Source organism: Kitasatospora sp. NPDC059747 (genome assembly GCF_042732955.1).
Taxonomy (GTDB): Bacteria; Actinomycetota; Actinomycetes; order Streptomycetales; family Streptomycetaceae; genus Kitasatospora.
This window is the reverse complement of the sequence record NZ_JBHWGV010000223.1, coordinates 1-6,765: the sequence shown is the minus strand read 5'-3', so window position 1 is coordinate 6,765 and position 6,765 is coordinate 1. Positions and strand designations below refer to the sequence as shown.

The 6,765-nt window shown below is 71.1% G+C and carries 5 protein-coding genes; 3 read left to right on the top strand and 2 right to left on the bottom strand.

Features of this window, described 5'->3' with window-relative positions; genetic code table 11:
* Nucleotides 1-165: 165 nt before the first annotated feature.
* Nucleotides 166-1,452 carry a pyroglutamyl peptidase gene (locus ACFV4G_RS42590; protein WP_380448902.1) on the top strand — a complete coding sequence of 429 codons (1,287 nt, stop codon included), beginning with the start codon at nucleotides 166-168 and terminating at the stop codon, nucleotides 1,450-1,452.
* Between the two features lie 124 nt (nucleotides 1,453-1,576).
* Here ACFV4G_RS42590 and ACFV4G_RS42585 read toward each other — a convergent pair whose 3' ends face one another.
* On the bottom strand, nucleotides 1,577-2,128 hold the full coding sequence (locus ACFV4G_RS42585) for a hypothetical protein (protein WP_380448900.1): 552 nt from the start codon (nucleotides 2,126-2,128) through the stop codon (nucleotides 1,577-1,579).
* Nucleotides 2,129-2,488: 360 nt separating this feature from the next.
* Here ACFV4G_RS42585 and ACFV4G_RS42580 point away from each other — a divergent pair, with 360 nt between their 5' ends.
* Nucleotides 2,489-4,843: a hypothetical protein gene (locus tag ACFV4G_RS42580; RefSeq protein WP_380448898.1), complete on the top strand. Its 2,355-nt coding sequence runs from the start codon at nucleotides 2,489-2,491 to the stop codon at nucleotides 4,841-4,843.
* Nucleotides 4,844-5,033: 190 nt separating this feature from the next.
* On the opposite strand, the gene ACFV4G_RS42575 is transcribed toward ACFV4G_RS42580, so the two are convergent.
* The gene (locus tag ACFV4G_RS42575; protein WP_380448896.1) at nucleotides 5,034-5,642 is read right to left on the bottom strand and encodes a hypothetical protein; all 609 of its coding nucleotides are present in this window, start codon (nucleotides 5,640-5,642) and stop codon (nucleotides 5,034-5,036) included.
* A gap of 130 nt (nucleotides 5,643-5,772) precedes the next feature.
* Here ACFV4G_RS42575 and ACFV4G_RS42570 point away from each other — a divergent pair, with 130 nt between their 5' ends.
* Complete coding sequence (locus ACFV4G_RS42570; RefSeq protein WP_380448893.1) at nucleotides 5,773-6,609, top strand: NmrA family NAD(P)-binding protein; 837 nt, start codon at nucleotides 5,773-5,775, stop codon at nucleotides 6,607-6,609.
* Nucleotides 6,610-6,765 lie beyond the last annotated feature (156 nt).

The following is a 6,765-nucleotide window of genomic DNA, read 5'->3' as shown; positions in this document are numbered from 1 at the left end:
CCCGCCCCCGTCGCTTCCTCCGGCGGCTATCGCGAACCACGGGCCCCGCAGGAAAGGCCCTCGACCGGCCGGGCCCGCGTCACCGGTCCGGGGGCGTCTGCACGAACGCCGGTCCGCCGCATGCGTGCTGGTGCCCCTTCAGTGCCATGTGTAATGTCACACGCCATGATGCGGACCTCTCGTACAACCCGCCGCGCGCCCAAGGGCGCGCTCGCCCTCCTCGGCACCGTCACCGCCCTCGCCGCCCTGCTCGGGCCCGGCGCGGGCCCGGCCGTCGCCGACGGCGGATGCCGCACCGACGCCACCGTGACACCGGACCAGGAACAGGCCCGGCTCTCCGACCCCCGCACCGCGGCGCTCGTGGACGGCGGCGGGTTCGGCGACTTCGTGCGCCGCTTCCCCGCCGCCCTGTGCACCGCCCGCACCGCCGCCGACGCACAGCGCCTGCTCCGGGACTGGGGCGAGGCGCTGTGGACGTCGGCCGTCGACCGCGCCCAGGGCCGGCGCCCCGCAGGCACGCTGCCGGCCCGGGACGACCGTCCGCTGTACTGGACCCGGGTGGCGATGAGCCTCCAACTCGCGCAGTGGCAGCCCGGGTTCCCGGCCGACCGCGCCGCCCTGCGCCGCGGCTTCGAGGACGCCTCCCGGGGCCTGGTCGACAACGGCTTCCGGGGCACCCAGGGCGTGCGCCGGTACTTCGTCAGCGGCTTCGATCCCTTCGGTCTGGACTCCGAACTCCGCGGGGCCAACCCCTCCGGCTCGGCCGCCCTGCAACTCGACGGCCGCCAGGTCACCCTGACCGACGGCAGCCGGGCCGAGATCCGTACGGTCGTCCTCCCGGTCCGCTACGCGGACTTCGACCAGGGGGTCGTGGACCGCGCCTTCGCCCCGCGCCTGGGCACCGGCCCGCGCGCGGCCGACCTGATCACCACGGTCAGCCAGGGCTATCCCGGCCTGTTCACCCTGGAGGCCTGGGCCGGCCGGGCCCGCTCGGCCGATCCCTACCCCGACAACCTCGACGCCCTCGGCGGCGGCAGCCCCGACCACCCCGCCGACCCGCCCGGCCTCGCCCCCGGCGCCGAGTTCATCGCCACCAGCCTGCCGACCGCCGCCATGACCACCGTCCAGCAGCCCTACCCGGTCAAGCTCAACACCGACGTCACCGAGATCCCCGCCGGCGGCACGCAGCCCGTCCACCGCGAGGACGGCCCGACTCCGGGCTCACGCTCCGTCGAGGGCGGCGGCGGTGGCTACCTCTCCAACGAAGTCGCCTACCGCTCCAACCTGCTCCGGCTCGCCCTGGCCCCGCAGATCCCCGGCGGCCACCTGCACACACCCGTACTCACCGGCCTGCCGGCCGACCCCGCACAGCTGACCGCCCCCGACTTCGAGCACGCCGAGGCGGCCATCACCGGCGAGGTGCTGGACGTCCTGCGCCACACCACGGGCTGACCGAGGCCTGGCCGAGCGCTTCCCGGGGCGGAGGGAGGGCACCCGGGAGCAGCGTCGTGGCGGACACGCGTCTCGTCCTGCGGGCGTCGCCGGCGGCCGGCCAGCTGGTCAGTCGGTCGGCCGGTCACGGCCCGGACCGTACGCGGCGCAGCCAGTTCGGGACGGTCCCGGGTGCCGCGGCGAGCAGGAACAGGTCCGTGCACGCCAGGGTGCCTGCCGCCACGGTCGTGAGGACGAACCTCGCCACGCCGGTGTCGACGAGGTCGACGGTGGCCGGGTCCAGCGCGGCCGTCAAGACCTGGCCGTCCGGGTAGACCCCGTGGGCGTCGCGCTCTTCTTCCCTGAGGTGCCCCTGGAACGACCAGTGGTAGCGGCAGCGGTAACCCGACGTCGCGTCGCCGGCGATCTCGCGGCATCCGTCGAGGGTCGCCGCGACCGGCGCGGTCGGGATGTGGGCGGCCTGCCACTCGTGCGTCGCGTCCCGGGCCGCCAGCAGGCCGATCGCCAGGGCCGCGAGGAACACTGCGGCGTAACCGGCCGCCTCGCGGCCCTCGGTGCCGTCCCTGCCCCGGAAGGGCCCGCGGTCCAACACGAAGGCCAGCCCGCCGGCCGGGCACCGCAGCAGCGGACACCCAGGCTGCCAGCCGTTCGGACACGGAACCGCGGGTGCGGACATCCTGAGAACCCGCGGTCGGAGGAGTCGCCGATCAGGGTGATACGGGGAGTCACGGGGCTGGCCTAGCCCTGGATGCTCCCCGAGACGTCCGCCAATAGCCTGAGACAACGTGGCGCCGCACGTCCGCCAAGCCAGCATCTGGAGAACCCGATGGCGCTGTCCCCGCACTACCTGACGCGAAGGGACCTGACGAGCCCGGAGACCCGGCTCTGGGACGCCCTCGCCCGATGGGACGCGGTGCACCACCATGACCGGATGCCAGCGCCTGAGGACATGGTCAACCTCGCACCGTGTAATCCGTCCCAGGTAGACGTCAGCGCCGGGGCAGCCTGGGGACCCGATCGGCAGGTGCGGGCCAGCTTGATCCGTCAGATCCTGCTGGGCAAAACGGGGCACTGTCGACCGCGCAAGCTGGTGCTGGCCGGTGCCCGCATCGTTGGAAGGCTAGACCTCGAGCACCAGGCGCTAACGTGCCATCTCAAGCTGGTTTCGTGTTATTTCGACGACACGCTGATGCTCGACCAAGCTGAGGCTTCTGGTATCTATCTGATCGACTGCCATCTCCCAAACATCGAAGCAACCCAACTCCACACCCGGCACAGTTTCAAGGCACAGGGATGCACTGTCCGACATGGTGTCGCCCTGGTCTGCGCCCGAATCGACGGGCAGCTGATCCTCCGGAACACCAAGCTACTCGGCGTCTCACAGCAATACGGCGACGCGCTCCCGGCGGATGGACTGACGGTCGGGCGCGGCATGTACTGCGACCAGGGCTTCGAGAGCGAGGGACCCGTAAGCCTGGTCGGCGCCCGAATCGGGGGGCGGCTAAGGTTCAATGGAGCGCAGTTGCGGCATCCCGGCGAGACGGCGCTGCACGCGGACGAGCTCGTGGTTGCCGGAAAACTTCACATGGCACCCGACTGCGAAGTGACCGGCGCTGTCTGGCTGAACGCCGCCCGTGTCGGCGAACTGATCTGCGCCGGCGCTCGGCTGGAGCACGCAAAGGGCCCGGCGCTACAGGCCGTGGGACTGCAGGTACGCCAGAGTGTCCGATTCAACGCAGGGTTCCGGGCCGTCGGCGGGGTGAACCTCACGAACTGCCGGATCGAGGGCCGGCTCGACTGTACAGGGGGCGAGTTCTCCCGGGCCGGAGGGCCAGCACTCGACCTATCTCGGGCCCAAGTGGGGCAGAACGTACTGTTCCAGAACGGCTCCACGGCGACAGGTACGGTCCTGCTCGACGGCGCCAACATCCGGGGAAGCCTCTTGTTGGAAGGCGGCCGGTTCCGCAACGGCGCGGACGTAGCAATCTCCGCCAAGGGCATGACCGTAGAGCGCGACGTTCACCTCGCCGTGAAAGCGGCGCCCGGCGGCCGACAGGCACGGTTCCAGGCGACAGGCAGCGTGCTGCTGGCCGACTCCAAGATCGGTGGCCAACTGGACTGCGGCGGCGGGCGTTTTAGGTGTCGTGGGGGCTTTGCGCTGTCGGCCCCTGGCTTGATCGTCGGCAGCGATCTCCTGTTGAACAAGTATTTTCATGCCACAGGGACAGTAGACCTGACCGGAGCCGAGGTCAGGGGGCATGCTAACTGGTCAGGTGGCTGGTTTCACAGCTCTCCGGGCGCGGTGGCCCTCAACGCTGCCCGCCTCGTCGTGCACCACAACCTCGACTTCGGGAACCGCTTCTCCGCTCGAGGCGCGGTCGTCCTGGACGGCGCGCATGTCAAAGGCAAGGTCGAGGCGTCCAGGGCGTACCTACGCAATCCGCAGGGAACCGCGCTCAGCGCGAACCGAATGGAGGCGTTGCAAGGGATCCGCCTGCTCGGCGGTTTCGTCACAACCGGAACGGTCAGCCTGGCAAGCGCCAGTATCGGTGTCGAGCTCACGATCGAAGGCGCAACCCTCACCGCCGATGGTGGAACACTGCTCAACCTACGCGGCGCCGAGATCACAGGCACGCTCCGGTTGGCCGCACCGGGCGAGCCGACGAGCAACGGCGAGATCGACCTGTCGTCCGCACGAGTCTTGCAGCTGGACGACACCACGTTCGAGTGGCCCGACCGAACCCGGCTCGACCACTTCACCTACGAGACGCTGGAGGAAGGCGACCAGAGCCTGACCGACCGCCGCAAGAAATGGTTAAGCAGCTCGCCCACCGGGACACAGTCCAGGCAGGTGTACCAGCAGCTGGCCAAGGTCTATCGCGCGGCGGGCAAGTCGGCGGCAGCCCGCGCCGTGCTGGTCGCCAGCGAGGACGCGCGGACAACAGAACTGTCAGGCTTCTGGAGGAAATTGCCGCGCTGGCTGCTGCGGGGAACAATCGGATACGGCCACCACCCTTTCTGGATCCTCTGGTGGTTCCTCGGGGTCTGGGCCGGCGGCGGCCTGTTGTTCTGGTTCGCTGCCGGATGGGGGCAGATCGCTCTGGCCAACAACCTGGACGGCATCCCCTCCTGCTTGGAGCACCCGCCGCCCGGCAGCAATATCCAAACCTGTCCGCCAGGGCACACGAAGACCACCGCGAACACCCCACCATCGTTCTTCGCCTGGGTCTACTGCCTGGACCTGCTACTGCCCGTGGTGAGTCTCGGCCAGCGCGCCGTCTGGATCCCGCTGCACGGCTGGGTGTGGGCCAGCTCGATCTTCACATGTCTGGGCTGGATCTTCGCAACGACACTGGTCTACGGACTTAGCCGAGCAATCCAACGAGAGTGACTTGGTACGGCACGGCCCCGCTCCACCAAATCCGCGCGCAGACTCCTGGTCGAGACGTTCGGATTGTCCACGATGCGCGCGTACGCGGTCCGTCCCACATGGCATGACGAGCCCCCCCCCGCTACGGCAGAACCGACCCGTGCTCGCCCCCGACGCGTCGGCAACCCGATGGAGCCGACCGCCGACAGGGCTATGGGAGACCTTGGACTGCCCCACCATGCTGAACCTCCGACGCGCCCAGCCGCTGTAGCGGACCGCAGGACGGGAACGCTTCGGCCAGCGTCCCAGCAGGCACCGACACCGTGAGCCTGAACAGGGACCGGCCCACAGTCCGCTCGGGGGTTCGAACGACGGCCTGACCACTCCCTCCGAGGATGCGCTTGTGGTCACCGGCACGTGCCACCGCCGGGATGCGGGCGACCAGGGCACGGTCGCGCTGCGTGCGGTCGGTCAGCGACCCGGCGAGCGCTCGCGCATAGTCCAGGTCTCCGGCCTCGCCCGCCGTGCGCACCAGCCGGACGAGGTCCTCCTCCGGCCCGGACCGGCCCGCGCACGCGCGCACCAGCTCGACCGCCCGGGCGAGATGCCCCGCCCGTACGAGCGCCGCCGCCAGGTCCATGTCGGCGCCTCTGCCAGCTTGCTGGTGTGCCGTCAGCCACAGGACCGTCAGCAGGCAGGGGACGGCCCCGCTGCGCAGCAGGCCTCTGTCGCCGCTGCCCGGCGGGGCCGGGCCGAGGCGCTGATCCCGGGCCCTCGTCGCGTAGAGCCCTGAGCCGAACTGGGCCAGCCCCTTGGGCATGTGCACTCCCCCTCGTCGGCGGCCGCTCCTCGCACCGCGCGAGGCGGGCGCCGCGTGGGCCGACACGATAGTCCGAGGGGCCGACATAGGGGCGGGGCATAGGGCGGGGCCGCCCGGCGTTCGGGCGGTCATGACCAAGATTCTGGTGATCGGTGCGAACGGCAGTGTGGGCCGGCACGTCGTGGCCTCGCTGGCCGAACGCGGTTACGACGTGCGGGCGTTGGTGCGGGATGTCTCGACGGCCGTGGTGCCCGCAGGGGTGGAGGCCGTGCAGGGTGACCTGGCCGCGCCGGAGAGCCTGGAGCATGCACTGGACGGCGGGGTGTCGGCCGTCTACCTGATGTGGCCCGGGATCCCGGTGCAGCCGCGGGTCGTGGAGCTGATCGCGAAGCACGCCAAGCAGGTCGTCTACCTGTCGGCGGACGTGGCCGACCTCGCGGACGACGAACCGCCAGTGATCTTCCACCAGGAGATCGAGCGGCTCATCCGCGCCTCCGGCCTGCGCTGGACCTTCGTCCGGGCCATCGACTTCGCGGGCAACGTACTCGGCTGGGCCGACCAGGTACGCCAGGGCGTCGTCCGCTGGCCGTACGGCGGGGCGCGCCGGTCCCTGGTCCACGAACGGGACATCGCGGACGTGGCGGTCGCCGCCCTCACCGAGCAGGGGCACGACGGCGCGAAGTACGTGGTCACCGGGCCCGAATCGCTCTCGCACGCCGAACTGGCACGGATCATCGGCGAGGAGACCGGCACCGGGGTGCGCTGGGAGGAGCTCGCACCGGAGACGGCCCGCGCCGAGCTCACCGCGGCCTGGGGGAACGCGGCGTTCGTCGAATCCCGCCTGCGGGCCTGGGAATCGTTCACCCGCGAGCCGGAACGCGTGACAGACACCGTGCACCAGGTGCTCGGCCGCCCGGCGCGCAGCTTCCGCTCCTGGGTACGGGACCACGCGGAGGACTTCCGGTAGGCGTCGCGTCCCGGAGTGGCGGTCGGGACGGCGGCGGTCGCCGGGCGCGGCCGCGGGGGGGGCGGGTGTCGCCTATTGCCCCCATGAGGCCGCGCGGTTTGTGCCCCCACCCCCCGCGGGGGTCCCCGCCCACGGCCATGCGGTGGGGGTCATAGT